The organism is Myxosarcina sp. GI1, assembly GCF_000756305.1.
In the GTDB taxonomy this organism is placed as follows: Bacteria; Cyanobacteriota; Cyanobacteriia; order Cyanobacteriales; family Xenococcaceae; genus Myxosarcina.
The window spans coordinates 1-26,124 of record NZ_JRFE01000032.1 but is presented as its reverse complement, the minus strand read 5'-3'; the positions used below and the strand labels follow the sequence as shown (position 1 = coordinate 26,124).

Genomic DNA, 26,124 nt, shown 5'->3' with positions numbered 1-26,124 from the left:
TTTGATAGTAGCAACTGCTATGTAGAGCAACTACCAATAAAGCGATCGCCAATCTTCTAAATCCTATGAGAACTCAGGCAAAAGTAAAATCGGAAGCAGTTAGACTATCAGCTTGTACTCCTAGTAACTCAGCTATGGGAGTATCTTCATCTAGACTAACAATCGCGTTGTCTCCGTCTTGAGATAAATTTAGCCCTTCAAAACTGAGATTGGGGAAACCTTCAATGCCCAGAACATCTTCTCCAGAGGTAAAGTCGGTAATCTTATTAGTTTGACTGGGAACGTCACTAATAGCAATCCAGAATTGGTCGTCACCAGCATCACCAGTAATGAGGTTATTACCACCATCAAATACAAACAAGCGGTCATCACCTTTTCCACCAACTAATCGGTCATTACTTCCAGCCAGCAAAACATCGTCTCCCTCTTCACCGTAGAGACGATTGCCGCCACTACCAGCAGTAGCATCGAGAATATCGTTTCCTTTACCGCCAAACAGACGACTTTTGGTTCCCGCGAACAGTTCATCATTGTCTCTGCCGCCATAAAGACGGTTAAAACTTTCTACCGTAGAAGCATCAACAATATCGCTACCTTTACCACTAACAACTAGATTGCCCTTACCATCAAAGTCAACTTCACCTTCGATGACATCGTTGTTTAAAGTGCCAGGAGTAGGAGCGCGATCGCTGACGGTAACTTGTTCTAACTCTGGAGCTTCCCGCAGCATGGTTGCCTGTTCGTAGTCATAAGCATATCCTAAGAGGTCTGCTTCTGAAAAAGCTTCGCCCAAAAAAATCAGGCTGAAAGGCGAACCGTCTTCATAGTAACCAGCAGGAACGGTAACTCCAGGTGTTCCTAAAATATTAATTTCCGATACGGTGGTAGCAGAATAGCTCTCGTCGCTGAATAAATCTGGGACTGGAGCGTACATTTGGGGAAAAACCAGACCATCTAAGTCGTTACTTTCTAGTACCTCGTTAAAAATTTCCAGATAGTCCTCACGAACTTCTAAAAACTCCTCGATTGGCAAAACATCGGGGTTGGCTAAATTTTCTTCAATATCAGGATTAGAACCAACAAATTCTAGGGGTTCACCCTCAGCAAAGGGCGATGCAAAACCTCGCTCGTCAAGTTCGTCGAGCAATTGTGTTAGAGAATCTACCTCGGTAGTAGAGCCGAGGCGTTTAATGTATTGATTGAAATCATAAGGTAACGTTTCTAAACCATTAACTTCAGGGTCAAGCTCGGCAAAGCCACTACCAGCAAAAGGATCTTCAACAACCGTCGTTCCTTCTTCCAATACAACATCGAGCGCCTGCTCGTACAGGGTTTCAGTTTCTGGCGTAAGCTCTATATCTTTAAAACCAGAGCCAAATAAACCGAGCCGCTTGCCTTCTAAAGCCGTGTCGTCTAGAGCAGATACGTAACCATCGGGCGGAATTTCTCCTTCGGCAACGCTAGTTTTGGGGTCGGCAGGATCTGGTCCTGCAAGTATATCTAAGGTAATGGCAGCATCATAAACGGTCTGCGTCAGTGGTCCTAAAACATCGCGAGTCGAACCCGCTAAAGGCACAACACCCACGTTAGGAACTAAGCCAAAAGTCGGTTTGATTCCCACCAAAGATTGTGCGCCAGCAGGATTTTGGATCGAGCCTCCTGTCTCTTCAGCGATTCCCATCAGGGCAAAACTGGCTGCAACGGCAGTTGCCGAACCGCTACTGCTAGCACCAGGAGCAATAGTTAAGTCATAAGCATTGTATGTCGGACCGAAATAGCTGCTATTGGCTCTAGTACCATCGGCGGAAAAAGCAGGTAGATTAGTTTTACCGAGGATAACCGCTCCTGCTGCTTCTAACTTAGAAACAATTGGGGCATCGAGTTCGGGAATTAAATCTATGCCACCAGCTTCACTGACAAATCCTGCATAGCCACCAGTCGTTCGTATTCCAGCAATATCAACTGCATCCTTAATTACGATAGGAACGCCATGTAAGGGAGAGCGCGGACCAGAAGTTTCATACTCTAAATCGAGTTCTTTAGCTAACTTTAAAGCATCGGGGTTTAAGTAAGTAAAGGCATTATAAGTAGGCTCAAATTTATCAATTCTCTTCAAGAATGATGCGGTCAATTCTTCTGAAGTGAATTCACCTGTTTTAAACCCCTGTTGGATATCGCTAACGGTTAGATTGACAAGCTCATCAGTCGCTATAGAAGTAGTAGATGACATGATTTTGAGGTGCTAAAGATATTCTCGACCTTATGCCGTAAAATTCGCTCAATCTGTATCTATAGGTACAAAATACCTGAAAATCTTGTTTGCAATAAGTTATTTCTCTTACTTATGCCTTTTTTCACGATTATGTTTGAATTTTCTGACAATTGCTTTTATTGTTGACGAACTTTCAAATTTTATTTCGCCACCGTAAACTATTCTGATTAAGCTCCCGAACATAGCTATCTGGTCGCTCGATTATCACTTCGGCAATCTCTATGGCTCTTTCTAGCTGTTCTACCGATAGTTGTTTATAAGCTGCACCCTGTTTGCGGTCTATTGCTTCGTACCAACAGCAATTGAATAAATTATCGAGAATTATTCTGGCAAAACAATGATTAAATCTTACGGGAAACTCGCGTTGCTTTGCCTGTGCTGGTAGTTCTTCATTTACCAACCAGAGATATTTGGCACGAAGCTGTTCGATATCCAATATTTTATGTTTGATGTATTATTAATTTCTAGTGTAAGTGCTTTCGAGTTGTCGGGATAGAGACTTATATCTATGGGCATTTTGAGTAGAGGCGATCGCGAGGAACGGGATTTATTGTATCGTAGTGGGCGCGATCGCTCTGCATCAACCAGCCAAATATCTAAGTATCGTTCCCAACGTGGATGCGGAGGTAACAAATTTTTTTCTACCTTTTAAAGGTAACAGAACTTCAGAGCGAAACACTATGTTGACTACTGCAAAGGGAGCAATACACTTAAGCGCGGTTGCTCTAGGAATTATAGTTGTCAATTTTTCTACACTACCAAGCAACGCTCAAAGCAGAACTGCCGATAGCTTTAACTTTGACGATCTTAGTGCTGGAGGTAAAGGCAGTTGGAATTTTAAGAGCGAGGATGAAGCAGTTTCGATTCGGGACGATCTTAAAGAACTTAGAGAATACGACATCTCAGGAGTAGAATATTTTGACGTAAGAGCGATTCAAAGAAGAAACTGGAGAAATCGACGCGGGGCAAATCAGGGCGATCGCTATTACTATATAGAAAACAGAATTTTTCCCTATTATCCTGTAAGAGATAGAATTTATTATTAATTAATTATTAGACTGGAACGAATAGGTATCGCTCCAGCCAAAGTTATTATTAGCAAGTAGCTAGATTCGTTTTGACAGACTGATAAACGAGCTTATCCTCCTGTTTTTCCCGTTTGAGTTTGTCTTTCAAAATCTCTACTTGACGCATACTGGGATGCTGTTGATAATCCTTTATGAGCCACTCTAAGGCAATCGAACTAAGTGTTGTTTTTCCTTTTTTTGACATTTTTACCTCCTGAAGATCTGGAGTAACTTTTCGCTTCAAAAGCAAATTTATTTAGGGTTTTGCTCGTTGGCAAAATAGGCATAAGTGCCGATAGTAGCAGCTAAAAGCCAGCCCAAAACTAAAACACTAATTAAAAGAGTTGTCATGATGTTTCTCCTCAGTAAAGTACTGAATTTGAGTTACAAACACAACCTAACAACTTGGTCCAGCAATTTTAGTGTTTTTTAATAAAAATCGGATATTGTCACATAGAGCAATAGAATTCTCATGCTAGTAAAAAACTTGAGAGTATGCCTAATAATAGTGGGATCGCCAACCTTCAATAGTTTCGCGATATAGATTGTTCGTGCTACAAGGCGATGTCTATGAGTAACTGCTTATGCTCGGAAGTGTTTATGAGTTGATGATTGTAAGTGATTGCCTTAACTTTCATCTATCTAGAGTGGTCGAGCTAATACTGAAAGGGAATAATTGAAAAGTAAATCCAACAATTGCGATCGCCCTACCATGACCACTACAACCATTTTCTTTGAAACCATTACAGCAGCACAGCAAGCTTACGATACGCTGCAACCAATGATTGACGTAAGCCTAGACTGTAATGCAGTTACCTACAACAAGGCAGATGAAGAGTTAGTTAAATGGTTGGTACATAATAGCTTCTGTCAATCAGGAGCTAAAGAGAGAATTTATCCTTATCCTGTCAGCATTATTAGCAAGTCCGATAAAACAACCTTTTACCAATACCAAGACTTACAAATATAACAAAAGTTTATTCCTCCTGCTGATTGGGAATTTACTACTCGCGATCGCTTTGGAGAAATAATCGATAAAACTTGGTGGGGCTACGAAGATGGTTTGATTAGTATTGGGGTTTATATAGAGAACTTTCTTACAAAGGCAATTAAAAAGCGATGCGGTGTGGTGCAGTAATAAAGGGCGATTATCGCTATCTGCTATGGCGTGAATGGGATAGTGAAAGTAAAACCGTTTCTTTCATCATGCTCAACCCCAGTCGTGCGGATGCAGAGATTAACGATCCGACTATCACGCGCTGTATCAACTTTGCTAAATCGTGGGGCTATAGCAGATTAGAAGTAGTCAATCTCTTTGCCTATCGAACACCTAAGCCATCATTGCTCAAGCAAGCAGCAGAACCAATCGGAAGGGACAACGATCGCTATATTTTAGAGAGTGTTTCAAAGAGCAAGCGCGTCATTCTAGCCTGGGGTAATTATGGATTATGGAGAAAACAGGATTTATATACTCTCGATCTACTAAAAAACCATAATCATCTTTATTCTTTAGGTATTACAAAAAGAGGTTGTCCCCGTCATCCTTTGTATCTTCGCAGAACTACTAAACCTGAACTATTCCACCAATTAGTGATTTAATTAAAATCAAAACAGTTTTTCTTGTAGTGTTATGTCGAACGAGTCGAATAATTCAATAAAGCTTCGAGGACTATCTAGCGATAACTGCTTACTAGTCTTGAAAAGATTAAATTCAACTCCAACTGAGTCCTGGCAAGAAGGGGAGTTTGCCTATAATTTTTTTCGTCTCGGTGGTGATAGAGTTAACGTTCAAACCAGTTGCTTTCTCAAGGCAACAAATCTTATGAATGATCGGGTAAGGGCGGTACAGATACCATCATCAATCTCTACTGGAAAAGAAGCACTAGACTGGGCTGTATCTGTGTAAGGAACGGTCGAGCTATTTAATGTTTATAAAAACCGACCTAATATGTAGCCTGAAGGCGAGAAAGAAGATAATCTCCAGCAGTAATAGGAGGATAAAGAGTCGGATGTTCGACACTCTGACAGGTTTCTAGGCAGCTAATTTCAGTATCGTGGTTGGGATGGCAAAAGAAAGCGATTGAATATCGAGATTGCTTTGCCCTTCGATCTTGAGGGATTCTGACACGGTGTTTGGTGGAGCAAAATACATGATTCGTCCAGCGTTGCATTAGATCTCCTGTATTAAGCAGAACGGTTTCAGGAATAAAGGGTGCTTCAATCCATTCACCACGAGCATTACGCACTTCTAAACCTCCGACGGCATCTTGAAATAGAAGGGTGAAACTACCATAATCTGAATGTTCTCCTGCTCTTAGCTGTCCTGATGAGGGAGTTTGTTCGATGGGTGGATAGTGGAGAAGTCTTAGAGTGTTGTCCTGTCGGTCATGCTTGTGGACGAAAAAAGATTCGGGAAGACCTAGTGCGATCGCCATCGCTTCGCAAAGGTTCATGGCAGCAGCATTACAGGCAGAAAAGAAATCTAACATCGTCTGCCGAAAGCCTTCATCTCGTTCGAGCCAGCGATTGTAATATAGAGAAGGATGCGTTGTACTTAACCAGGTTGGGTCAATCTCCTTACCGATATTATATGCTTCCTTTAAATCCCCTGGTTTGCTATCGTCAAGACGTTCTCGTCCTACTCCAACATAACCGCGATTGCTAAATTCATCTGACCATGCCAGCTTATTTTTTTCAGCTAAAGTCAGGTTGAAAAACTTTTGAGATCGCTTAAAAGTTTCTGTAATCAAATCCGAATCGATACCTGGATTTTTGAGGTACATAAACCCTATTTCCTGGCAAGCGAGGTAAATTTCAGCAGCAATAGCACTTCTTCGTGATTTGTTTCCTTCTGTAAAGAGGGCAAAGTCGATAATAGGAATTTTTTCGGACACGGCTTGATTGACGCAACTATATTTACTTCTATACACATTAAGGTACATTCTCTACTGGACGAGAAGCATTAAAATAAGCTACTGTCAGTAAATGAATTATCCTCCTGAAATCCAAGAGTTCCTTCAAAAATACGATCGCCTGTTCCTAGACGAATGGGGAATCATTAAACTACACTCTGCTGACTTTTATAAAACCATAGACTATACAGACCTCAGAGTGTGGTGTATTTATTGTAGGAGTAGATAACTATTCAGAACAAATACCAGCAGTAAAGTTAGTCCATGAAATACTCAATCAACCTTCGACTAATCCACCACCAACAGTAGAAAACAGTGATGCGATTGGCGAAGCCTAGCCGAAGGCATCGCCTTCTGAGATGGATGGATTTACCAACCGCAAGAAATTTACTACACGGCAGAAGAAGCACTCAATGTAGGAATAGAAAGTATTAAGATTACCATTGGTTATTAGCAACAATCTTAATGTTAAAAATTTCAGAGCAACTTAGTGTTCCCAGTAGTGAAATAGAGTTAAAAGCTGTACGCTCGACTGGAGCAGGTGGACAAAATGTAAACAAGGTAGCTACTGCAATACATTTACGATTCGATCTTGAAGCTTCTTCACTTCCCGACCGCTACAAATACAAGCTGTTGAAGTTAAATGATTCTAGAATATCAACCGATGGTGTTGTTGTTATTAAAGCCCAACAGTTCCGTACTCAGCAGCAGAATAGAGAAGATGCTTTAAGGCGACTTAAGGATTTAATCAAAAGCGTATCAACTCCCAAGAAGAAGCGACTTCCAACCAAGCCGAGCAAAGGAGCAAAGAGACGACGGTTAGATAGCAAAGCCAAACGAAGTCAACTAAAGACATCAAGAAAAAAGGTTGATTATGATTAGTGAAATCTCAAACGGAAGTTGGAGGAATCGAACCCCTACGACATCTTTTGCCGCATGAGAGTAGGGAGCAGGAGGCGGTAAAAGGTTGTCTGGTAAAGTAATATAATCAAGCATAATTGGTGACAAGTTAAGCAAAAAATAAATTGGTCAACTACCAGATGTCGTGTGTTGTCGATCGTTCAATTTTCGACGGTCGGTGTGCATGAGCAACGTTAATGGCAACTATGATGAGCTATGGAAACGACGATGTAACTCATGCACCTGTTCGACAAGACTTGGAACTGGACCATCAACTACCACGTTTGGAACTACTTCACAGATTGGTAGAGTTCGTACGGGAGGTGCTGGAACTCCAAGTTCGCTAAGCCACGTTGCCAATTGCTCGGAGGAACTCACATACACTATACGTCCCAACCCGACCCAGCCATGTGCTGCGGCACACATTGGACAATGCTCACCAGAGGTATAGACAGTTGCTTCTGCTCTGTCTTCCGAGGTCAGATTCGCCGCAGCCCACCGTGCAATCTCGAACTCTGGATGACGGGTTCGATCGCCTGAAGCAACGTGATTGCGAGCTTCAAACAGAACCTCTCCATCCGCTGCTACAAGTACAGAGCCGAATGGCTCGTCACCTAACATTAGAGCCTCAGTTGCAAGTTCTATGCACCGACGCAGATGCTGTATGTCTCCATCGTTCACCATGACGTATTTCTTAAATTCCAGTATTGGCACAGAAGTATAGCTGCCGCCCGACTAGTTTATTATAATGATATTTTCCGTATGACTACTTTATATGGGCGTATTAACTGAAAATGGGAAAACTGATTGCTTTAGGAGCCGCGACCAAACCAAATTTCTAAAACAGGCAACCGAACCTTGAAAGTTAAATGTCTCAACGCTTACAAACTACCACAGTTGAAATCCTCTTTTAATAGAGGACTGAATCGACCGCCTCATAAAAATGTTATAAAGGCATACTGAAGGTATGTATGGTTTGAATGTGCAAATTGCCAAAAGTTTGAAATATGGCGGTTTGAAAGTAGCGGTGGCAGAAGCTTATTATCAAAATTATGTTGACTTGGGTTTGGTTTGCCGTTGTTGTCATCAGCTAGTTCATCTAATTTTTACTAATGTTAATAAATTCTAATTTTAATATTTTCTTTAAAATATTAACTGTTTATAAGTTCGAGCAGCTTGTTTTAATGATCTTATTAACACCAATTTTTCTAAGTTTTTGTAAATTAGTTCGTGCGGAAAAACTTCAGCTAGTAACAGAAGCTTATTCTATCTATGAATTAATTACGACTGGTAATACACTCTATTTTGTACAAGCAAAAATAAATAAAAATCAAGATCTTAGCCAGGAATGGATGCAACTTATTAAAGGACATCGCAGTAAGGTGTGGAAATATCATAACAATAAATTGACTGAAGTTACTAGGATTGAAACTAATAATCAAAATTTAGGATTAGACCCAAAAAACTTAATTATTCACAAGAATACTCTATATTTCACTGGTGAAAGTAATGAACATGGTCGAGAATTATGGTCGTACAACAAGCGAGGATTGCAAATAATTGATGTTGTTCCTGGTAAAAAAGGATCTGCACCTAGTAATTTGATTGTATATAATGGTGAATTATATTTTACGGTTAGCAGAACTTTTTTCAAGTATGACGGCTTTAGTGTAGCTCGGCTTGATTCTATGCCTAATATTTTTTTTTACTTTTGGTTCTCTTCATGTTTTTCAAAACAAAATTTTTTTTGGTGTTAAATATAATTCATTTGATGGAGGATTGTGGAGTTATGATGGTCAAAGCTTTAGATCGGAAATAAATGTATTTAATAGCAAAAATAAATATTATCATCCTTACGATCCAGATAATTTTATTGTTTTAAATAATCAATTACTCTTTCAGTTAGAAGATGGACACAAACTCTGGAAGTATGATGAAAAACAAACTTTCTTAGTAATGACATTAATTGGTTCTTCTCATAAAGTTAAAGAAAAGATGATTATTTATCAAAATGCGCTTTTTTTTAGAGCCGATGATGGAATTCACGGTTATGAACTTTGGAAATATGATGGTAGCGATACATTTTTGATTGCAGATATAGTGAGGGGTAAGAAAGGTTCTAATCCTACAGATTTAACCATATTCAAAAACCAACTATATTTTATTGCCAGAGACAACAATGACCGTAGTAGACATTTGTGGAAATACGATGGAAACCAAGTATCTAAAGTAATATCTGACGAGCTAGAAAAACATATCAGATTGCCAAAACACCTTGTAGCAACAGATGACGCATTATACTTTGTGACAGATGGTACGGATATTAACAAAGAGCAGCTCTGGAAATTAATTCCTTAGTAATTTACTTTCTTGAAATAATGTTAAGTGTCTAAACAATCGTAGTTTACTTCACAATAAGTTATACATTCTTTAAGTCCCCGTCGAATCAAATATATGCGCCGCTGAAAATAAAAAAATAGTCCGCAAGAGATTATCAACAGTAAACAGATCGACCAAAAATTTTTAATTAAATAACTTAAAGCTATAAATCCAAGAAAACCCCAAGTACTATTACCGTTAGCCAGACTGGTAAAATAGTCAAATTTGTTTTTCTGGGAACTTAATTCGATTTTAAGATAGTCGTAAATCCATCGACGAACCGTACCTATAACTTCAGTTTCTTGTGAAATACAGTCTGTTTTCGACTTTGACTCAATTATTAAAGGTAAATCTTTTTGTAGCTCGCATTCAACCTTTTTTAAAGTTTGTAGCACGGCATTGGTAGTTTTTGATTTTGGCAAAGCATGAGTTTTCAAAATAGCAAACTCTCGACGGATTATTCTATCTAGTAAAAGCTGAGTCATATTAAAAACAATTTATTATCAAGACTTCGTAGTGAGAACGACTAATGATTTCAGTGTTCTCTAACCGATAATCTTCAATGAGAGCGATCGCTAATTAGCAGTACCGCATTTGTCTGTCTAACATAGCGATTACCGCAGGAGCATAATGAATGAATAATTCTAATAGTTTTGGCTCTTCAATCAATTGATACACTTTTTTGATACAGGCGACTTTCTTTTAATATTCCCAATTTGCCATTGACAATTAAGAATCAAAGTTTTCGTTTCGGCTACTATGCCTTTAAGTATTCGCGCTTGAGTTTTTTTTGCTTCGCGCTGCTGCTAATGTTTGGTTTCTTATAAATATCGCTAGCTGCTAAAGATAAAAAGCTGGCATATATTAAATTCGCACCCAGACTATAACTCAGTCTGGGTGTTATAGTTTGAGACTAAAATTGAATTGTACAAATGATAAATTGTACAATTATTGATTATAGAGTTAGTATTGGCTTGAGAGAAGATGAAGTAAACACGGCTTGTTGTAGTTGTTCTAGTGATTTTGAAGGATGGTGCCAACATATCGTGGCAACATGGTTAGTATGCTTGCGCCAACCAGAAGCGATCGAACAGCGTCAGAGTTTAGAACAAATTTTAGAGCGTCTTAACGAAGCTCAAACCCAAACTTTGATTCAAAAACTGGTGGCAGTTAAACCAGAATTAGTTAATGATTAAGTTAGCAGTAGTTATCTTTGCTCGCTCTAAAATGCTACTTGAGGTTTTAATTAAATCTGCTGCTTTTTCGGCAATTGCAATGATAGGAGCGTTTGTATGTCCTGTAATTATAGTTGGCATAATTGAAGCATCGACGATCCGCAATCCTTCAACTCCACGTACCCGTAATTCGGGGTCTACCACTGCCATCGAATCGGTTCCCATTTTACAAGTGCCGACAGGATGAAATACAGTACCGCAAGTTTCCCGAATGTAAGTGTCTAAAGCTTCATCACTAGTTGCCTCGGCACCAGGTGCAACTTCTCTACCTCGAAACTCATCAAAAGCACTACTATCAAATAACTTACGCATTAATCTAATTCCTTCAATCAGCTTTTCTACGTCAGATTGACTTTGCAAATAATTCAGCCGAATCATTGGTGTATCTTGTGAATCGGGCGAACGCAAACTGACACTGCCAATGTTGTGGGGATGGTTTAAAACAACTAAACCCGTAAAACCCAATCCAGAGTTGGGATAGCCTGGCGGCGACCAAAGGATCGGACCAAAGACTAGCTCTAAATCTGGTGCGGTTTCTCGATTATTTTTGCTGTGCATAAACAATCCAGTTTCAGCGATGCCATTACTGGTGGTTTTCGTATGTAAATCCTGAGTCGCTTCGTAGGGTACTGGAACGAGAATATGATCTTGCAGGTTTTGACCGACACCAGGTAAGTCAACAACTATGGGAATATTCAAGTTTTCCAGGCATTTTTTATCGCCGATACCAGAAAGCATCAGCAGTTTAGGCGAATCGAACGAGCCAGCACTGAGAATTACTTCCGAGTTAATTTTAACCTGGTGCAGTTTGCCTTCGTGCAAGTATTCCACCCCAATAGTACGAGTATCCTCAAACAATAACCTAGTTACCAAAGCTCCTGTTATCGTCGTTAGATTGGGACGCTGGAGAATGGGTAAGAGGAATGCTGCTGCTGCACTGTGTCTTTTTCCGTCCTTAACAGTAAACTGAAAATATCCCACACCCTCCTGTCGTGCGCCGTTGAAATCAGGATTTGGCTGATATCCTAATGCTACTGCTGCATCTACAAATCGTTGTGAAATTGGAGCGGGGTTAAGGACATTGGTAACGCTCAACTCCCCATCCACACCATGATATGCGTCAGCTCCTCTTTGCTGGTGTTCGGATTTTTTAAAATAAGGCAGTAAATCTCGATCGCCCCACCCAGGATTTCCTAATTCTTGCCAGCGATCGTAATCGTAATGATTGCCTCGTGTATAGAGCAAGAAATTTATCGCACTGCTACCCCCCAAGACTTTGCCGCGAGGACAAAAGATTTGGCGATTTTTGAGATAGGGTTCTGGTTCGGAGAAATAGCCCCAGTCTACTTCTGTACCTGGTAAGCGCGTACATTCTAATGGAATTTTAATTTCTGGTTTGGTATCGGGGTTTCCCGCTTCGATTAATAGTACGGTTGTTTTAGGATCTTGCGTCAGACGGTTGGCAACTACGCAGCCTGCCGAACCCGCACCAATTACGATGTAGTCATATTGAGTCATGTCCATTCTCCTTTGTTGACTGTAATGGATTAATTTAGTCAAATTGAGCTAGAGGCGATCGCCCAAAATAAATACGATATCTGGATTTAGCTAGATTTATCTGCGTTGGCAACGAGAACTTTGAAAATCGTATGGGGACTATGAAAAGTTACCTTTGCTTCTGGTTTCTGGAGTGCCTTCATGGTTTTGACGTGTTCGCATTCATCGTCGCGGATATTAACAAACACGTCGTAGAGATTATCTACTTTCGGACGACGAAATTCTCGTTCGGCTGTCGTCTGGACTTCTTCAAACATATAGAGATCGCCATCACGATAAAAGTCAATCGCCACTTGAGGAGCTTTTTGAGCTTTTAATTCTGCTTCATGTACCTGCAAATATTTGTCGTAGGTATGATAGGCATGACTTTCAATCAGTTCCATTAAGTAATAAGCGTACCTGGGAAACAGCATATAAAGTGGCACGACAATCCAGTAATAAACTATAGCAATATGTTGAGCAATGAAGCGATCGAGCCAATAGCGATCGCCTTTTAAAGATTCCATAATTAATAAATGATGAAACTCGTTCCAGGTTTCGGCAAAATGAACTTTTAACCAGTCCGATCTGCGCCAAAACCCTATCGTCTCGTAAAAATGCAGTACCGAGAGATAAGAAAAATAAGGCACGCGGGCGATAGTTTCTAGTACGTAAAACCGAGGGTAAGAACGATTTCTGTAAATGACATCGACTACGAAGACAAAAAAAACGACGAGCGAGCGAATTAAGGCTTTCATCACTATTGCTCCAAAATCTAAACGCATTACCATTACCAGTAGTTGCTATAAATCGATTTTTTCTGACAAACGATTTGCCTCTCCTTGACGAATTTCTCTTGCTAAAAAATAGTTGAGTAAGGTTCGTAACAAAACGATCGCTGCTAGATTGGAAATGTCTTGGCGCGTCGGCGCAACACCCGAACGAAGAATGTCGCTGGCAATGGTAAATTCTAAACCAAGTGCTAGCCCCCGACCCAATTGCAGACGTATTACTTCGCTGACATCAAGCCGCTGCCGCCGCGAGAAGAACTGCCGTATATAGTTCGAGATTCCTCTAGCGATCGCCCCACCGATAACAACTGCTGCGGCAATTTCTGCCCCTGCTGCCAAATATCCAACGGTGACTCGCAACCATCGCTCTAATGCACCAATAGACTCGATTGTTAGATAGGTTTGCTCTGAATCTCGACTCAGCAGCACCAATCCTAAAATCAGGGCGAGTGGTAACAGTAAACTTACCAAAGACTCTCGCGACGACTCTTGTTTCATGAGTGTCTACTGAGGATCGTCCATAACTTCACTGTATGGTTGTGGTTCTTGGAGACGGCTTTGAATATTATTCCGTCGTGCCTTGGCTATCTCTTGATAGACTTTTTTGCGAGCGAGATTGACGCTGCCTAACGGCTGATGTTCGGGCAAAGTATGCCAAGCCATAAACGATAGTCCTTCATCCAATCGTTTGCGCTCCTCGAAGTCAAACTTCTGAGCGGGAATTCTGACGGTTGCCAATTTAACAAAAGGAGAATCTGCTTCTTGCCACTCCTGCATCGGATCTTCAATTGGGGTTTTCTCCTCGTTGACATAGAACTGCACCAGGAAGTCAAAGGTTGCATCTTTAATATCTTCTGATAAGTGTTCGACCATTGCTTTACGCAGAAAATTTTCGGAATGGGAAGTTGAATTGGAAGTATCCTGCTGATGGGGTTTTACAGAAAACTTGATTTCCTGAGAACCAAATTGATAGGGAGTCGTACTCCAATATTGAATTAGCAGGGGATTGGTAACTTGTTTGCTAGTAATTGCTTTGAGGACTTCAAAGGTAGGTTCTAGTGATTTTAATTCTGCTTCTGTTGCTCGACCAACACTGGCTTTCATTAGATTGGCAAATCCTTCAGCATCTTTGACCATAAAAACAGGATGATTTATCAGCAGAAAATCTTGAGTATCTTCCTCGTCATCGAGGACTTTTTCACCGTCTACATTCATCAGTTTGATCGCCATAGCACGAATATCTGGTTCGAGATCGGACTTAAGTTTGCCCCGCTTTTCAGCGTCAGAAGCATTGGAGAAACGAACCCAGATTGGATAGGTCTTTGGTTTAGCAAAAATACCGACTTGCAGTTCTTTGGGAATGCCGTCGGCGACAATAAATTCTCCTCGAACTAAGCCGTGACTTTTGGGATGATCTTTACGCAGGTCTGGTCCTTTCTCGGCTTGAACTTGAAGATCGATTTCGATAATGGTGTCGGTCGCTGTTTTTTGGTCGGTAGGGGATAGATTGGATTGAATCATTAGTCTTGCTCCTTGGGAAACGAGTGTTTAAGATTGAGAAAGTAAGGTTTGTAAGTGGGCTTCTAAAAACCACAGTCGTTTTTCGCTCGCCCGTGAAATCTCAATAAAGAGATCGTTGGTATCCATGTCACCCAGTTCATTCGTTTGCTCGATGTTTTGGCGGAGGGATTTAGCATAAATCGCCAAGCAGTTGGCAAGAGCAGCTATATGAGCCATGCCATCGACAGCAGCAAAGGGATATTCGGGTAGTTGCGATCGCTCGGCAGCAATTCGGACGGTTCCTAGTGCCTCTCCTCCGAGGGTTGTGACCCGTTCGGCGATTAGATCGATAAACTCTTCGACTTCTGAAGCAATTTCATCAAACAGTAGATGCAATTGATAGAAGTCTTGACCTTTGACATTCCAATGAGCGTATTTAATCTGAGACTTTAAATCGATCGCAGTAGCTAAACTTTGATTGAGTAAAATATTGACTTGCGATCGAATTTCTGTAGCGAGATCGATTCGGGTTGAGTAAACTAATGATTTAGGCTTATCCCGATTAGCTCTTGTAGCTGTTAAGTTATCCATTTTAAAAATTTTGTATTAGTATTTTGTTTGAATTGAAGTAAAAATGCTTTAATTTCTTGTTCTAGGAAATCAGGATTTTCTGGGTGATTATTTTCCTAAGTCGATTCGCTCAAATTATTGCGATCTATCCACGAGAGTCACTTCAAAACAAAAATAGTTAATTTCTACTAAGTAGAAGCTGGAGGAATAATTTCAATCCCATACTTAGGGGCAGTAGCAAGAATTTTTTCCAAATCTGAGGGACTTAAAGATGGTGCAGCACTGAGTTGAGAGTTAGTTGCTTTGCCGACTTCAGCAATAAATTTCTCAAATCCTGCTGGCGTAACCCAAATCAAAAGTTTTGCAGGAGTTACACTGGTGTTGGTAAAGCGATGCAACTGCCCCTTGGGTGAGCAGAGGAAGGTTCCCGACGTAGCTACAAGAAATTGTTCGTCAAGCTGAAATTCTAGTTTTCCCTCTAAAACGTAAAAGGATTCATTTTCGTGACTGTGCCTGTGGGGAGGCGTACCGCCACCTTGAGGTGCGACGATAACTTCACACAGAGCATAGGCTTGACCCGTATCTTCGCCCACTGTCTTAAAAGTATAAAGGTCGCGATCGAACCAGAAAGAAATGCCCCGACCTGGTTCTCGTACTATTCCATTAGGATTAATTGTCATGGAAATTCTTCTTCAATAGCTAAAAACTTGATACTAGCAGTATTAAATCGATTAAATTGCTTTTTACGCGTTTTATCCATAGGTAAGCTCATAAGACCTCCTCTTGATGGGGTAAAGCTTTCCATGCCCATAAACCGATCCAGCAGCCCAAGCTATCCACGATTAATATCAGGTAAGCTGTAACCTGAAAAAGCATTCCCCAACCTGTAAAAGCTACTTTAGAAACATGATCGGGGCTGATAACCAGAAAATGATTGTAAAAGCCAAACAATAACGAGCCAGCGATCGCACCAAGTAAAAGCCAGACACCGAGGCGCTCGAACTGCGTCCAAAGTAAAATAGCTGCAACGATAGGAAGCGGAAAAATTACAGTACCTATAAACAAACTCTGAAGCCAAGAGAGAGGAACGGGAATTTTTAGATGTGCTAAACCATGTAATCCATTAACGAATGTGTGAAGAATTACTATCGCCGTTCCATAGCGAGCAATTTTCATCTTTCTTCCTCCTAGTCTAAGTTACGAGCGGTGCAGGATTTCCCCACTTGCCGCTGAATACAAATTGCTCCAGTGACTTTCTTTGTCTTGGTGACAGGTCGCGTTCCTCTGTTTTCGGATCTCCTTGATAGCCGATCGCTAGAACCGTCCACACCTCAAAACCTTCAGGTATAGAGAAGATAGCGCGTGCCTTGTCGGGAAGAATACCAATCATTTGATGGACGCAAATTCCTCTTGCTGTTGCTTCTACCACGAGATTGCCACTGGCAAGTCCGAGGTCATAAATTGCTGCTCGATTTTCTTGGTTATTGAGAGTAAATCTAAGTTTGGCAATGCTTAAAGCTAGAACGGGAGCATTTTTCGCCCAAATCTGATTGGCTTCGACAAGACATGATAGAAGTTGTTGAAAATAGGCGGGGTTCTCCTTGGTAGCTACGATATAATTCCAGGGTTGCTCGTTGTAAGAAGATGCCGACCACCGCGCAGCCTCGAATAACGAAAGGAGATCGGCTTCCAAAACCCGACGCTCTTGGAAGGCATAAGGACTCCAGCGTTCTGCTAGTAATTTGTGGATTGGATGGTCAGTTGTTGCTGTTTTTGCAGACATAATCGCTTCTCCTAGCTTTTATAATGTCTAATTAGTATGAATTTGAGTAAGATCGAGTAAAAGTAATACGAGTTTGCTCGAACTCTGTTAATAAATAAAGCTGGAGTTGTTTCTTGATTCTCAAGATATAAAAATTGCCCCTGCTTTGTCGCCTCTCCTACGAGGTGTCTTTGCACTAGCAACAAAGGTAGCCGTGCCTTACTCTTAAGGCTAAAAATAACCTATCCCCAAGAGCAGGTATTGCGCTAAATTTATTTATCTGAAGCTCTGGTTAGAGACTTAAAGCGTAATGATGCCACGCTTTAGAGCAACAATCATCGCTTGAGTGCGATCGCCTACTTCCAGTTTGCTCAAAATATTTTTGACATGAAATTTGACCGTTCCCTCCGCGATCGATAGGATAGTACCAATTTCTAAATTGCTCTTACCCGTTGCCATCAGACGTAGCACTTCCAATTCGCGATCGCTCAGTTCGGGACACCGCATGCGCTCTGCTAGTTTGGCACCTACGACGGGAGGTATGTACTGTTGTCCTTTATAAACTGCTCTAATTGCTGCGAGTAGTTCTTCTGGTTCTGCATCTTTTAAAACATAGCCCTTTGCGCCCGCTCGCAGTCCTCGATAAATGTCTTCGTCGCCATCGTAAGTGGTCAGAACGATAATCCGCGCCTCGGCAAACTCAGCACAAATGGTAGCGATCGCTTCAACACCATTCATTTCGGGCAGCCGCAAATCCATCAGTGTGACATCTGGTTGATGTTGACGGAATAATTCTACGGCTTCATGACCGTTGCAGGCTCTAGCGACCACACTCATATCTAATTTGAAATCGATAACTGCTGCTAAACCCTCTCGCATGAAAGGATGATCGTCAACGATTAAGACGCGGATAATAGTGGATTCGGGAGGATTAGCGGCTCTCTGCGTCATGGCGTTTGTATCTTTACAGTAATTTCTGTTCCTCGTCCGATGTGGCTTTGAATCGTTAGTTCTGCTCCAATTCTTTCGGCGCGTTCGGTCATTCCCAGCAACCCAAAGCCCCGACCTACCAACAGGCTGCTATTTTCAAACCCTTGTCCATTGTCTTTAATCCGTAAAACAAACTGGGCTGGCTTATAGCGCAATTGAACGCAAATTTCACTCGCCTTAGCGTGTTTAAAAACATTGGTTAAGGCTTCTTGCCCGATGCGAAGCAGATTAGTTTCGACTTCTTTTGGTAAAGGATAAGGTTCGCCGCTCGCTTCGCAGACTAATCGAACTGTCGTATCGGCAAACATCTGAGTCGTAAATCGTTCGAGTGCGCTTGGCAGATCGCCTTCTTCTAAAATCTGCGGACGGAGTGCTTCTACCGAGCGACGAGCATCAGCAAGCCCCGAACGCGCTAGGATACGTACTGTTTTAAGGTGCGAACGAGCAGCATCGGGAGCGAGTTCGATCCTTTGAGAGGCAGCATCTAAGTGAACGATAATGCCAGTAAAAGCCTGAGCTAGTGTATCGTGGATTTCCCGTGCCATGCGGTTTCGTTCTTCTAATATAGAGGCTTCTTCTGCCTGTTTGCGATCGCGAATATCGCGGATCATCACTAAAACCTGACTGTCACCATTCGCCACAATCCGAACTTCTTGGTCATAAACTCGCTCTGCATCTACTATTTTCTGTTCGTAAACCTGTAATTCCCTTGTTTGGAGAGCTTTTTGCACATACTCCATTCGCTCTCGAGCAATACTGGGCGGCAAAACGTTGTGAATATTAACGCCAGTTTTCAATTGCTGAGGATTGAACGGTTGAAAATTGCCGCTTTTCACTACTTTTAAATAAGTACCATCTTGACTCATTTGAATTAGCAGATCGGGGATAGCATCAATCATGGCGCGATTGGTTGCTTCACTCTGCCGCAGTGCTGCTTGTTCTCGCTCTAGTTCTAACGTGCGCTCGGCAACCTGCCGTTCTAAGGTTTGATTGTATTCCGCTAAAATTTGTTCTGCTTGTTTGCGCTCGGTGATATCTTGAAAACTTGCGATCGCGTAAATTACCTCGCCCCGTTCGTCAAATACTGGCGTACCCCACACCTCAACTGGAATTTTGGTGTCGTTTTGATGAATTTCTACATCGTCAACTGTACTGCATTCGCCTTTTAAAGCTCGTATTCCAGGCAGTTCCTCTGTTGGATAGGGTCGCTTTGTCCCAGCCAGACAAAGTTGATAAACTTCTGAAATTCGCTTTGGTACTAACGAAGAATCGATCCCTCGCCCTAAGAGCTGAATTGCTCGTTGATTGAAATAATTAAGATAACCCGTAGAATCGACTGCTACAATCCCGACCGGAACCGCTTCTAAAAATTGAGCTATTCGGCTTTCACTGGCGCGTAGCTTCGAGTAGAGCCTAGCATTTTCAATTGCGATCGCTGCCTGTGTTGATAACAGATTTAACACTTGCGCTCGCTCTGGAGTAAATGCTCCAGTTGCTAATTGGTTTTCTAGATACAATACGCCTACGAGCTTACCTCGATCTAGCAGTGGCAAACAAAAAAGCGATCGAGTTCGATCCTTTTGAATGTAAGGGTCGTGTATAAAATCATCCTCACGGGAAGCATCATTTAAAATTACAGATTTATGAGTCCTAATTACATAATTAATAATTGATTCGGGTAAATTATTTGTTATTGACAGAGATTGAAGTATTTGTGTGACACAATTATTTTCATTATTATTAAATTCACAAGCACACGAAGCCTCAATTGCCCATTCTCCTGAGTCCTCCAAAATCAGAAATCCACTTTGTGCGCCAGCATTCTCGATTAAGATTTTCATTAAAGAATCGAGCAATCGTTCCAGTTCGATTTCACTGGAAATAACTTGAGATGCTTTTAGTACCGCAGCTAGATCGAAAGCAACTTCCGAGCTATTAGAAGTACTTTCAGTAGATTTAAAAATTGGTGGGTTAAGTCTGTTCGATGCTTGAAGAAAAAACTGCGGATAGCGAGCCTCTAAATCTTTTACTTTCGCACTAGCTCCCCAACGCTCATAGCAGTAGAGAGCTTCTTTCATGTAGGTTTGGGCAAACTTTTCCCTACCGCGAGATAGGTAAAATTTGGCAGCTAATTCATAAGCCAAAGCTTCTTCTTGAATATAACCATTTTCCTTAGCTCCTTGGATAGCTTGTTCGTAGAACTCTTCTGCTTCGAATAACTGACCCGAAACTCTTGCCAGTTCTGCCCGTACCAGATGATATTTATGTAAATGATTCATGGGCGCATAATCTGCCCATTGCCTTATTTTCTCTTGGTTAATAGCAATTTTTTTAAGGATTTCCGCCTTCGCTTGGGTGCTAGTTTCAAAGTATATTGCCAGTCTTGCTAGAGAATCATAAAGATAGTACAAAGCCTCAAGAGGTGTACTAGTTGTACGAATTAAATAACTTTCTGCTAGATTTGAGTTTTCAACTGCTTGAGAATACTCAGAAAATAGGTAGCATAAGAAAAGTTTGTTGAAATAAACATCAAAGATTGCAATTCCATCATTTACTGCTTGGTGTTGGGGCAGTTCCTTCTCCTCATTGTAAAATTCGCCAATGAGAGGATAAGAATTGAGCGAGCGTCCCATCAAATTAGCGATCGCTTGACGGTATATTTTACTCCAAGCTAATACCGTTTCCTGTTTGATTTGACGTATTGCCTCACCATAGATTGCTATGTTGCGTTCGACTTCCACTAGTTCCTTTCCACTAACATAGAATTGAAAGCAGTAAGTATGAGCGCAATAGGCAGCAAACTCTAAATCTCCGGTTTCTAAACCATGTTGATAGGCTTCTTGCAATGGCTGGGATATTTTTCTCAGATGTTCTTTCCAGTGAATAATGCAGTTATGCACGATAAATGAGGTTCTAGCTCTAAGTGCATCGCTATTCGGCTGCGACAATAGCCTCAAAGCAAGCTGTCCGAACTCGTAGCCAGATTCAATTTTGCCGAGCATCCCACAAAGAATCATCCCCAAAGTGGCATAAGCAAAGGGAGACACAGAAGTATTGCCATAATTAATTGACAAGTTGACCTGCTGAGATACCAGGAGAGGCATCAGATCGGGAGCGGCAATGTAAGCAGCGATCGTGATTTTGGATAAAATCCGCATTGCCGCTAACTTGTCTGGATCAGTCATTTTTGGCAAATAGATTAAGTCTGCGATCGCTTTTTCATCAAATGCAGATGCGATTGCATCGAGTTCCAGGCGAATCTCTGACTGAATGGGATTTTTGGGAAATTCGATTCCCAGTTGCTGCAAAACTTGCAATCCCGTATCGATTGCCTCTACTAGCTGATTATGTGCGATAAAAGCTTGAATTTTGACTTCGTAAATTTTGACGCGATCGAGAATTGTTTTAGCTTGTTGTAAAACGATCGCTGCCCAAGTTTCTACATCCTCGAATTTGCCACACAAATACGCAACTTCGGTAGTTTCTGTATAACAATTTAAAGTCAAGTCATAATTAGTTTGCCAACTCGAATCTGTCAGACACTCTCTACCTTTGATTAAATATTTTTTTGCCATACTATAGGCGATCGCAGCCTTTGCTTTCTGCGCTGCCATCAAATTTAATCTAGCAATTTCATTCCGTTCCGATTGCTCTGTAACCAGTTCGATTCCGCGATTGAGACAATCGACAGTTTCAAACAGTCGCTCTGATTTCTGTTCGGGTGAAGTATTTGCTAATAACTTACGACCGATTTGTAAATAAATAACTTGTTTTTGGGACTCGTCGATTAGAGCGTGTGCTGCTTGTTGTATGCGATCGTGTGCGAATTTATAATCTCGAACTAACAAGTTTTCGTCTAGTTCGGATAGCGGTTGAATGAGTCCATTTTGTATTGCTGTCAATAGATCGTGAAAAATTAGTTTCGGCGATCGCTCTGCCACAAGCGACAACGTATCTAGGTCGAATTCAGCACCAATACAAGCAGCTAGTCGAAGAATTTGCTGTGAAGCTTCTGGCAGTTTTTTCAACTTGAAAAGCATCAACTCCACGACGTTATCAGTAATATTTTGAGCTTGAATACGAGCGATATTCCACTGCCACCCCCCTTTACTTCCCACGCCACTTCTCTCAATAGGGGAAACCCTCGCATGAGAGTGGCTCCCCTTACTGAGGGGAGATTGGGGGGGGATAAAAGTCAACAAATTTTCACTATGCAGCATTCGCAAAAATTCGTTGACAAAGAAAGGATTGCCTTCCGTTTTTTGCAGCACCAATTGGGCTAAAGGACGAATAAAGCCTGCATCCCGATTCATTGTCTCGGCGATTAACTGACTCAAAGATTCCAGCTTTAAGGGTGTCAGGACAATCTCCTGAAGTATTGCCTCTTGTTTTCGCAGTCTATTGCAAGTTAATATCAGTGGATGGGTTGGACTTACTTCATTATCTCGATAAGCTCCAATCAAAAATAAAAATTGGTTTTGTTCGTCTAGTAGCATTAACTCAATTAACTTCAGCGTCGCCGAGTCGATCCACTGCAAATCGTCTAAAAAAATTACTAGCGGATGCTCTCTGGAACAAAACACCCGCACAAAAGATTGAAAAATCCGATTGAAGCGATTTTGAGCTTCAGTTGCGCCAACTTCTGGTACGGGAGGTTGTTTGTTTATAATTAATTCAACTTCTGGAATGACATCGATAATGATTTGCCCATTGTTTCCTAAAGCCGATAGAAGTTGCGATCGCCAGTGTCGAATTCGTGCTTCGGATTCGCCAAGCAATTGCTGCACCAATTTTTGCAGAGCAGCGGCGATCGCGCTATAGGGAATATTGCGCTGTAATTGGTCGAACTTACCAGAAATAAAATAACCGCGCTTTTCAGTAACTGGCTTATAAATTTCCCGTATCAAAGCTGATTTTCCGATTCCAGCATAGCCAGATACCAGCATCATTTCTTTATTTCCCGAACTCGCTACCCTGTCAAATGCTGCTAACATTCTTCCAATTTCTGCTTCACGTCCGTAAAGCTTTTGCGAAATTTGAAACTGCTCCGAAACGTCTTGCCGACCAAGTTGAATTGGAGCGATGCGTCCTGTGTCTGAGAACTGGCGAAGACAAGTTTCTAGATCGGCTTTGATTCCCCAAGCACTTTGATAGCGATTCTCAGCATTTTTTGCCATTAGTTTGAGAATAATATCTGAAACTAGTTGGGGAATTTCTGCCTTTATTTCATGAAGTGGAGGTGGCTGTTTGGCAAGGTGACAGTGAACTAGTTCGAGAATGTCGCTGGTAGAAAACGGAAGGTGTCCTGTTAGAAGTTCGTAAAAGGTTACACCAAGGGAGTAAAAATCGGTGCGATAATCGAGCAGACGATTCATGCGCCCAGTTTGCTCTGGTGAAAGGTAGGCAAGAGTTCCTTCTAAACCATAAGGATTTTTAAAAGTTGGATTGATGCGGTTAAATCGGGTAGCAATCCCAAAGTCGATGATTTTGACAACTCCAGTATCGAGATTGAGGACAATATTGCCAGGGTTGATATCTTTATGAATAACATTGGCTACATGGATTGTGCCTAAAATTTCGGTAATGGCGATCGCTAGACGCAAAAATTCTGCTAAGGACATCGGACAAGAGATTTTTTTCGATTCCTTTAGTTTCTGTAACGAATCTCCCCCAAAATCTTCTAGAATAATAACCGAAGTTCTTTGATAGTTTTGTTGGCTATAAGCTTTAATAACTCCTTCTAGATTGAGAGAGCGAGTTATTTCATATTCTTGTTTGTAGCGAATTAGTTCGGCGGTCGTAGGATAATCTTGTTTGAGAACCTTCAGAACGACCGCAGTATTATCTGTCCGCCTAACGGCACGATAGACAAGGGAATTGGCACTTTCGTAGATTTGGGTTTTGACGGTAATGTCAGGTAGGGCGATCGTCATCGTACTCCAGGAAAATTTCCTGCGGTAAAATTCGATTTACCTTTAATATACTTTTACTTCTACTTCTTCGCGCACGCGAGTTTTATAGTTAAATATTTAATTGACGATTCAAACAAAATTTAGCTAATAATACGCTTTTTGACTCAAATGATGCTTCTGGTGTATAAAATTGAGATGTGCATAATAGCGATTAGCGTGAGTCTGCAAGCGGAGCATAATTGCAACTTAGAAAATTTATCTAGCTACGCGATCGCCTTTTTCCAAACAACGATCGACTATGGTTGTGTATTAAACCTAGAGCGTCGTCGTCTACGTTTAGAAGAAGTTTTAGAAGCGACAACAGAATCAGTTTCAGTTCCAGGTAGAAGCCGAACAGAAAAGAGGAGAGGATAACGACAATTAGTACCAAGATGGGGAACCATGCCCAAAACCGCCCTCTTTATGGTGTCTATCTCCATAGCGAGAAAATAGTTGTCTTGAGAATCTTGATAGATGGTTATAGTTGGAAGGGTTTCGTGGTCAACGTCAGAGTTGTCAATGGTTTTAACTTCTAACAACAGAAGATGTGCTTGAGTCATGATGAAAGCTAAAGGTGTGAGATGAAGTGAATTAAAGAGTTGAGTATGGCTATTAGCTAGTCAACAGCTAACAGCCAATAAGCTGGAGAATTATTGTCAAAATAGTTCTGTAGTACCGACTGTATGAGATAAATCGGCATGGCAAAGATCTCTTTGAGCAACCCATTCAGGTGCAATCCATTTCTTATCGAGTGAAGAAAGCTGATAATAAAATTCGGACTCATTTAGGTAATTGTCAGGAGATGAATAACAATGAGGATTGTGTCTTTTCTCAATAATCTCGAACGTTGCCCATTCCGTGTGGTCTTCGTCGGAGTCAACGATCTTAACTTTATCCCCATAATCGTATTCAGAATATGGAAGGGCAAGTAGCGACCTGGATTCAGAGTTAAGATCGCAGTCATTGGTGCGTACATGATGTTTTCGAGTTGCATTGTCCATTAGGTGACACCAACCCCTACCTCTTTCATCGTGGTAATCCTGAAAGTAACTGCATTTAGCACAGGTGTTTGATTGGCGGATTAAGACTGATTCTTCGTACCAGCTTCCGTCATCGACCTTATATTTCCAGTAAGGTTGTTCGAGTAGCAAGCTTGATGGAGTTTTGTGTTCTATAAGTTCTAAAGCGCAGATAGTAAGGGATTTGGAAGGATTAAATTTATTAATGACGCGATCGCTGAAGACAAACTTCGGATGTGGGTAGTTGTATTCAGTTTCAGAAGGATGAATGTCTGGGGTAAATTCAATAGTGACGAGCGGGCGATCGTCGTCAAAGCAAAATCTTTGTGAGTTGTCTTTGTTTTTAATGCCAGAAGTTATGCACTTGGCTTGAGTGCTGTTGTTTTGTCGTTCGCTAGAAAGTAAAAAAGATTTGGTACGTGAACGGGTAGCAGACTTAACTGCCTGTAAATCAGAAAGATGTGCCATGATAAGAAACAACCTTGATGATGAAAGTTAAGGGAAGGAGAACAAAGCTTTGGTCGGTGATGTTCTCCTTTGTTGTGATTTATTATGACGYTCTGCTAACTGATTGTCAACTAACTAATAGTCAGTTAATAGATAATCAAATATTTGATATAGTGGATATACTGTTAACTGATAGTCAATAATTGGAGGTGAACTTGACGACAGCAATTGCTTTAATGAGTAGAACTTATATAGACATAAGACGTTGGTGGTTAAAAGACGAAAATGGGGAGCCATTATCGGTTTATGCGGTTCACAAAACCATAGAAGGTACAGATAACGAAGTGACCAGACATACCTTAACCAGAGCCAAGGAAGGTCAATTAGAAAAAGCCAATATTTCTAACTTAAAAGCATTAGCTCGTCTATGTTCGCTCTGGAGTGGAACCGAAGTAACTGTTGACGACCTAATTGTTGAAGAGTCTAACGAGCGAAATAGAAATAATTAGTTCTCAAATATTTGAAAAAAGTTCACTGCCACAAAAGCTAAAAGCGATCGCCCGATTCCGTCCAAAGAATTGCGATCGCTTGAAGTCAAACCATATCCCAAAGGGGGAATTAATGATTACTTATATTGTAGGAGAGGTGCTGCAATTTGGCATCTTTAGTTCGGCACAACAATTTTTAAGCTGTCTGAATCAAGGAGGTGTAGCATGATTGGCTTCATCTCGCCGTTTAAAATTCTTGATTACATAGACCGCCTCGAAATAGTTAAAGAGTTTGCTTCAGAATA

General features: G+C 41.2%; 30 protein-coding genes. 11 read left to right on the top strand and 19 right to left on the bottom strand.

Going from position 1 to position 26,124, the window contains the following annotated elements; translation table 11 throughout:
• Positions 1 to 73: 73 nt before the first annotated feature.
• Both KV40_RS23300 and KV40_RS23295 read right to left on the bottom strand, forming a co-directional pair.
• On the bottom strand, positions 74 to 2,230 hold the full coding sequence (locus KV40_RS23300; RefSeq protein WP_072013882.1) for an amidase family protein: 2,157 nt from the start codon (positions 2,228 to 2,230) through the stop codon (positions 74 to 76).
• 175 nt (positions 2,231 to 2,405) lie between these two features.
• Complete coding sequence (locus KV40_RS23295; protein WP_052055872.1) at positions 2,406 to 2,708, bottom strand: hypothetical protein; 303 nt, start codon at positions 2,706 to 2,708, stop codon at positions 2,406 to 2,408.
• Between the two features lie 72 nt (positions 2,709 to 2,780).
• Here KV40_RS23295 and KV40_RS35175 point away from each other — a divergent pair, with 72 nt between their 5' ends.
• Together KV40_RS35175 and KV40_RS23290 are read left to right on the top strand one after the other, a co-directional pair.
• Positions 2,781 to 2,924 carry a hypothetical protein gene (locus KV40_RS35175; RefSeq protein WP_156114137.1) on the top strand — a complete coding sequence of 48 codons (144 nt, stop codon included), beginning with the start codon at positions 2,781 to 2,783 and terminating at the stop codon, positions 2,922 to 2,924.
• A 28-nt stretch (positions 2,925 to 2,952) separates the two neighbouring features.
• Positions 2,953 to 3,318 (top strand): hypothetical protein, encoded by a 366-nt coding sequence (locus KV40_RS23290; RefSeq protein ID WP_156114136.1) that lies wholly within the window; start codon positions 2,953 to 2,955, stop codon positions 3,316 to 3,318.
• A gap of 49 nt (positions 3,319 to 3,367) precedes the next feature.
• On the opposite strand, the gene KV40_RS23285 is transcribed toward KV40_RS23290, so the two are convergent.
• Complete coding sequence (locus KV40_RS23285; RefSeq protein WP_172657328.1) at positions 3,368 to 3,583, bottom strand: hypothetical protein; 216 nt, start codon at positions 3,581 to 3,583, stop codon at positions 3,368 to 3,370.
• Between the two features lie 8 nt (positions 3,584 to 3,591).
• Positions 3,592 to 3,690: an endonuclease gene (locus tag KV40_RS37410; RefSeq protein ID WP_371260823.1), complete on the bottom strand. Its 99-nt coding sequence runs from the start codon at positions 3,688 to 3,690 to the stop codon at positions 3,592 to 3,594.
• A 325-nt stretch (positions 3,691 to 4,015) separates the two neighbouring features.
• On the opposite strand from KV40_RS37410, the gene KV40_RS23280 reads away from it, so the two are divergent.
• Both KV40_RS23280 and KV40_RS23275 read left to right on the top strand, forming a co-directional pair.
• The gene (locus tag KV40_RS23280; RefSeq protein WP_156114134.1) at positions 4,016 to 4,309 is read left to right on the top strand and encodes a hypothetical protein; all 294 of its coding nucleotides are present in this window, start codon (positions 4,016 to 4,018) and stop codon (positions 4,307 to 4,309) included.
• Between the two features lie 149 nt (positions 4,310 to 4,458).
• Entirely contained in the window at positions 4,459 to 4,938 is a 480-nt protein-coding gene (locus KV40_RS23275; RefSeq protein ID WP_036486523.1) for a DUF1643 domain-containing protein, read from the top strand.
• Between the two features lie 344 nt (positions 4,939 to 5,282).
• Here KV40_RS23275 and KV40_RS23265 read toward each other — a convergent pair whose 3' ends face one another.
• A complete protein-coding gene (locus KV40_RS23265; RefSeq protein WP_216595684.1) occupies positions 5,283 to 6,269 on the bottom strand; it encodes an isopenicillin N synthase family oxygenase in 987 nt (328 codons plus the stop codon).
• 55 nt (positions 6,270 to 6,324) lie between these two features.
• On the opposite strand from KV40_RS23265, the gene KV40_RS35170 reads away from it, so the two are divergent.
• Together KV40_RS35170 and arfB are read left to right on the top strand one after the other, a co-directional pair.
• A complete protein-coding gene (locus tag KV40_RS35170) occupies positions 6,325 to 6,480 on the top strand; it encodes a hypothetical protein (protein ID WP_156114132.1) in 156 nt (51 codons plus the stop codon).
• Between the two features lie 236 nt (positions 6,481 to 6,716).
• Complete coding sequence (gene arfB, locus KV40_RS23260; protein ID WP_036486518.1) at positions 6,717 to 7,133, top strand: alternative ribosome rescue aminoacyl-tRNA hydrolase ArfB; 417 nt, start codon at positions 6,717 to 6,719, stop codon at positions 7,131 to 7,133.
• 222 nt (positions 7,134 to 7,355) lie between these two features.
• Here arfB and KV40_RS23255 read toward each other — a convergent pair whose 3' ends face one another.
• Positions 7,356 to 7,835 (bottom strand): nucleoside deaminase, encoded by a 480-nt coding sequence (locus tag KV40_RS23255; RefSeq protein ID WP_036486677.1) that lies wholly within the window; start codon positions 7,833 to 7,835, stop codon positions 7,356 to 7,358.
• A gap of 283 nt (positions 7,836 to 8,118) precedes the next feature.
• Between KV40_RS23255 and KV40_RS35165 the strand changes: the two genes are divergently transcribed.
• Genes KV40_RS35165 through KV40_RS23245 form a run of 3 tightly spaced genes read left to right on the top strand, consistent with a single transcriptional unit; the run spans position 8,119 to position 9,509 of the window.
• Entirely contained in the window at positions 8,119 to 8,280 is a 162-nt protein-coding gene (locus tag KV40_RS35165; protein ID WP_156114131.1) for a hypothetical protein, read from the top strand.
• 55 nt (positions 8,281 to 8,335) lie between these two features.
• Complete coding sequence (locus KV40_RS23250) at positions 8,336 to 8,908, top strand: hypothetical protein (RefSeq protein WP_172657327.1); 573 nt, start codon at positions 8,336 to 8,338, stop codon at positions 8,906 to 8,908.
• Between the two features lie 22 nt (positions 8,909 to 8,930).
• A complete protein-coding gene (locus KV40_RS23245) occupies positions 8,931 to 9,509 on the top strand; it encodes a hypothetical protein (protein WP_036486514.1) in 579 nt (192 codons plus the stop codon).
• Positions 9,510 to 9,532: 23 nt separating this feature from the next.
• On the opposite strand, the gene KV40_RS23240 is transcribed toward KV40_RS23245, so the two are convergent.
• Positions 9,533 to 10,015 (bottom strand): hypothetical protein, encoded by a 483-nt coding sequence (locus KV40_RS23240; RefSeq protein ID WP_036486512.1) that lies wholly within the window; start codon positions 10,013 to 10,015, stop codon positions 9,533 to 9,535.
• A gap of 447 nt (positions 10,016 to 10,462) precedes the next feature.
• Between KV40_RS23240 and KV40_RS23235 the strand changes: the two genes are divergently transcribed.
• The gene (locus tag KV40_RS23235; RefSeq protein ID WP_036486510.1) at positions 10,463 to 10,726 is read left to right on the top strand and encodes an SWIM zinc finger domain-containing protein; all 264 of its coding nucleotides are present in this window, start codon (positions 10,463 to 10,465) and stop codon (positions 10,724 to 10,726) included.
• Here KV40_RS23235 and KV40_RS23230 read toward each other — a convergent pair.
• The 12 genes from KV40_RS23230 to KV40_RS23175 all read right to left on the bottom strand — a co-directional run bounded on the left by KV40_RS23230 (position 10,712) and on the right by KV40_RS23175 (position 25,352).
• Positions 10,712 to 12,283: a GMC family oxidoreductase gene (locus KV40_RS23230; RefSeq protein ID WP_036486508.1), complete on the bottom strand. Its 1,572-nt coding sequence runs from the start codon at positions 12,281 to 12,283 to the stop codon at positions 10,712 to 10,714. The genes KV40_RS23235 and KV40_RS23230 overlap by 15 nt on opposite strands.
• Positions 12,284 to 12,369: 86 nt before the next feature.
• Positions 12,370 to 13,086 carry an alternative oxidase gene (locus KV40_RS23225; RefSeq protein WP_216595682.1) on the bottom strand — a complete coding sequence of 239 codons (717 nt, stop codon included), beginning with the start codon at positions 13,084 to 13,086 and terminating at the stop codon, positions 12,370 to 12,372.
• 18 nt (positions 13,087 to 13,104) lie between these two features.
• The gene (locus KV40_RS23220) at positions 13,105 to 13,590 is read right to left on the bottom strand and encodes a DUF1622 domain-containing protein (protein WP_036486507.1); all 486 of its coding nucleotides are present in this window, start codon (positions 13,588 to 13,590) and stop codon (positions 13,105 to 13,107) included.
• A gap of 6 nt (positions 13,591 to 13,596) precedes the next feature.
• Positions 13,597 to 14,613 (bottom strand): catalase family protein, encoded by a 1,017-nt coding sequence (locus tag KV40_RS23215; RefSeq protein ID WP_036486505.1) that lies wholly within the window; start codon positions 14,611 to 14,613, stop codon positions 13,597 to 13,599.
• 27 nt (positions 14,614 to 14,640) lie between these two features.
• Positions 14,641 to 15,183, bottom strand: coding sequence for a DNA starvation/stationary phase protection protein Dps (gene dps, locus KV40_RS23210; protein ID WP_036486503.1), 543 nt, complete (start codon positions 15,181 to 15,183; stop codon positions 14,641 to 14,643).
• Between the two features lie 167 nt (positions 15,184 to 15,350).
• On the bottom strand, positions 15,351 to 15,842 hold the full coding sequence (locus KV40_RS23205) for a cupin domain-containing protein (RefSeq protein ID WP_036486501.1): 492 nt from the start codon (positions 15,840 to 15,842) through the stop codon (positions 15,351 to 15,353).
• 88 nt (positions 15,843 to 15,930) lie between these two features.
• Positions 15,931 to 16,338, bottom strand: a complete 408-nt coding sequence (locus tag KV40_RS23200) for a hypothetical protein (RefSeq protein WP_036486499.1) — start codon at positions 16,336 to 16,338, stop codon at positions 15,931 to 15,933.
• 16 nt (positions 16,339 to 16,354) lie between these two features.
• On the bottom strand, positions 16,355 to 16,945 hold the full coding sequence (locus KV40_RS23195) for a nitroreductase family protein (protein WP_036486497.1): 591 nt from the start codon (positions 16,943 to 16,945) through the stop codon (positions 16,355 to 16,357).
• 279 nt (positions 16,946 to 17,224) lie between these two features.
• Entirely contained in the window at positions 17,225 to 17,875 is a 651-nt protein-coding gene (locus KV40_RS23190; protein WP_036486495.1) for a response regulator transcription factor, read from the bottom strand.
• Positions 17,872 to 23,847, bottom strand: a complete 5,976-nt coding sequence (locus KV40_RS23185; RefSeq protein ID WP_036486493.1) for an AAA family ATPase — start codon at positions 23,845 to 23,847, stop codon at positions 17,872 to 17,874. Before KV40_RS23185 ends, KV40_RS23190 begins: the two co-directional genes overlap by 4 nt.
• Before the next feature lie 275 nt (positions 23,848 to 24,122).
• Complete coding sequence (locus KV40_RS34295; protein WP_216595681.1) at positions 24,123 to 24,425, bottom strand: hypothetical protein; 303 nt, start codon at positions 24,423 to 24,425, stop codon at positions 24,123 to 24,125.
• A 96-nt stretch (positions 24,426 to 24,521) separates the two neighbouring features.
• The gene (locus KV40_RS23175) at positions 24,522 to 25,352 is read right to left on the bottom strand and encodes a hypothetical protein (protein WP_036486489.1); all 831 of its coding nucleotides are present in this window, start codon (positions 25,350 to 25,352) and stop codon (positions 24,522 to 24,524) included.
• Positions 25,353 to 25,567: 215 nt separating this feature from the next.
• On the opposite strand from KV40_RS23175, the gene KV40_RS23170 reads away from it, so the two are divergent.
• Positions 25,568 to 25,840 (top strand): hypothetical protein, encoded by a 273-nt coding sequence (locus tag KV40_RS23170; RefSeq protein ID WP_156114130.1) that lies wholly within the window; start codon positions 25,568 to 25,570, stop codon positions 25,838 to 25,840.
• The last annotated feature ends 284 nt before the right edge of the window (positions 25,841 to 26,124 follow it).

Bases quoted from the DNA above. Each gene is read 5' to 3' on its own strand.
- KV40_RS23290 (WP_156114136.1), top strand. From the start codon at position 2,953: ATGTTGACTACTGCAAAGGGAGCAATACACTTAAGCGCGGTTGCTCTA.
- KV40_RS34295 (WP_216595681.1), bottom strand. From the start codon at position 24,425: ATGACTCAAGCACATCTTCTGTTGTTAGAAGTTAAAACCATTGACAAC.
- KV40_RS23170 (WP_156114130.1), top strand. From the start codon at position 25,568: ATGAGTAGAACTTATATAGACATAAGACGTTGGTGGTTAAAAGACGAA.
- KV40_RS23195 (WP_036486497.1), bottom strand. From the start codon at position 16,945: ATGTCTGCAAAAACAGCAACAACTGACCATCCAATCCACAAATTACTA.
- KV40_RS23190 (WP_036486495.1), bottom strand. From the start codon at position 17,875: ATGACGCAGAGAGCCGCTAATCCTCCCGAATCCACTATTATCCGCGTC.
- KV40_RS23185 (WP_036486493.1), bottom strand. From the start codon at position 23,847: ATGACGATCGCCCTACCTGACATTACCGTCAAAACCCAAATCTACGAA.
- KV40_RS23275 (WP_036486523.1), top strand. From the start codon at position 4,459: ATGCGGTGTGGTGCAGTAATAAAGGGCGATTATCGCTATCTGCTATGG.
- KV40_RS23240 (WP_036486512.1), bottom strand. From the start codon at position 10,015: ATGACTCAGCTTTTACTAGATAGAATAATCCGTCGAGAGTTTGCTATT.
- KV40_RS23175 (WP_036486489.1), bottom strand. From the start codon at position 25,352: ATGGCACATCTTTCTGATTTACAGGCAGTTAAGTCTGCTACCCGTTCA.
- KV40_RS37410 (WP_371260823.1), bottom strand. From the start codon at position 3,690: ATGACAACTCTTTTAATTAGTGTTTTAGTTTTGGGCTGGCTTTTAGCT.
- KV40_RS23205 (WP_036486501.1), bottom strand. From the start codon at position 15,842: ATGACAATTAATCCTAATGGAATAGTACGAGAACCAGGTCGGGGCATT.
- KV40_RS23230 (WP_036486508.1), bottom strand. From the start codon at position 12,283: ATGACTCAATATGACTACATCGTAATTGGTGCGGGTTCGGCAGGCTGC.
- KV40_RS23220 (WP_036486507.1), bottom strand. From the start codon at position 13,590: ATGAAACAAGAGTCGTCGCGAGAGTCTTTGGTAAGTTTACTGTTACCA.
- KV40_RS35165 (WP_156114131.1), top strand. From the start codon at position 8,119: ATGTATGGTTTGAATGTGCAAATTGCCAAAAGTTTGAAATATGGCGGT.
- dps (WP_036486503.1), bottom strand. From the start codon at position 15,183: ATGGATAACTTAACAGCTACAAGAGCTAATCGGGATAAGCCTAAATCA.
- KV40_RS35175 (WP_156114137.1), top strand. From the start codon at position 2,781: ATGGGCATTTTGAGTAGAGGCGATCGCGAGGAACGGGATTTATTGTAT.
- arfB (WP_036486518.1), top strand. From the start codon at position 6,717: ATGTTAAAAATTTCAGAGCAACTTAGTGTTCCCAGTAGTGAAATAGAG.
- KV40_RS23235 (WP_036486510.1), top strand. From the start codon at position 10,463: ATGATAAATTGTACAATTATTGATTATAGAGTTAGTATTGGCTTGAGA.
- KV40_RS23225 (WP_216595682.1), bottom strand. From the start codon at position 13,086: ATGCGTTTAGATTTTGGAGCAATAGTGATGAAAGCCTTAATTCGCTCG.
- KV40_RS23250 (WP_172657327.1), top strand. From the start codon at position 8,336: ATGATCTTATTAACACCAATTTTTCTAAGTTTTTGTAAATTAGTTCGT.
- KV40_RS23200 (WP_036486499.1), bottom strand. From the start codon at position 16,338: ATGAAAATTGCTCGCTATGGAACGGCGATAGTAATTCTTCACACATTC.
- KV40_RS23255 (WP_036486677.1), bottom strand. From the start codon at position 7,835: ATGGTGAACGATGGAGACATACAGCATCTGCGTCGGTGCATAGAACTT.
- KV40_RS35170 (WP_156114132.1), top strand. From the start codon at position 6,325: ATGAATTATCCTCCTGAAATCCAAGAGTTCCTTCAAAAATACGATCGC.
- KV40_RS23300 (WP_072013882.1), bottom strand. From the start codon at position 2,230: ATGTCATCTACTACTTCTATAGCGACTGATGAGCTTGTCAATCTAACC.
- KV40_RS23215 (WP_036486505.1), bottom strand. From the start codon at position 14,613: ATGATTCAATCCAATCTATCCCCTACCGACCAAAAAACAGCGACCGAC.